The organism is Peribacillus sp. SIMBA_075 (assembly GCF_046534585.1).
The window spans coordinates 1-238 of record NZ_JAWRYN010001552.1 but is presented as its reverse complement, the minus strand read 5'-3'; the positions used below and the strand labels follow the sequence as shown (position 1 = coordinate 238).

1 protein-coding gene is annotated in these 238 nt (G+C 40.3%); it reads left to right on the top strand.

Features of this window, described 5'->3' with window-relative positions:
- On the top strand, positions 1–238 hold a 238-nt coding region (locus SB775_RS33625), incomplete at both ends, for a spore germination protein (protein ID WP_410865640.1).

Below are 238 nucleotides of genomic sequence, written 5' to 3'. Positions count from 1 at the left end.
AAATGAAGCTCTCATTAAGCTGCAACTTCGGGATTGTGATGATCTGGTCGTACGTCATTTCGTGCTAAAAACAGGAGTTAACGCTGCTATTTTTTTTATTGACGGTATGATTGATAGGAAAGTGACCAGTAGACAAATCATAGAATACACGACCTCTTCAAACAGTACCTATGAAAAACCGGTTACAAATGAACTGGAGTCAACGGATCGTTTGAGGCAGGTGATCAGAAACATCCTG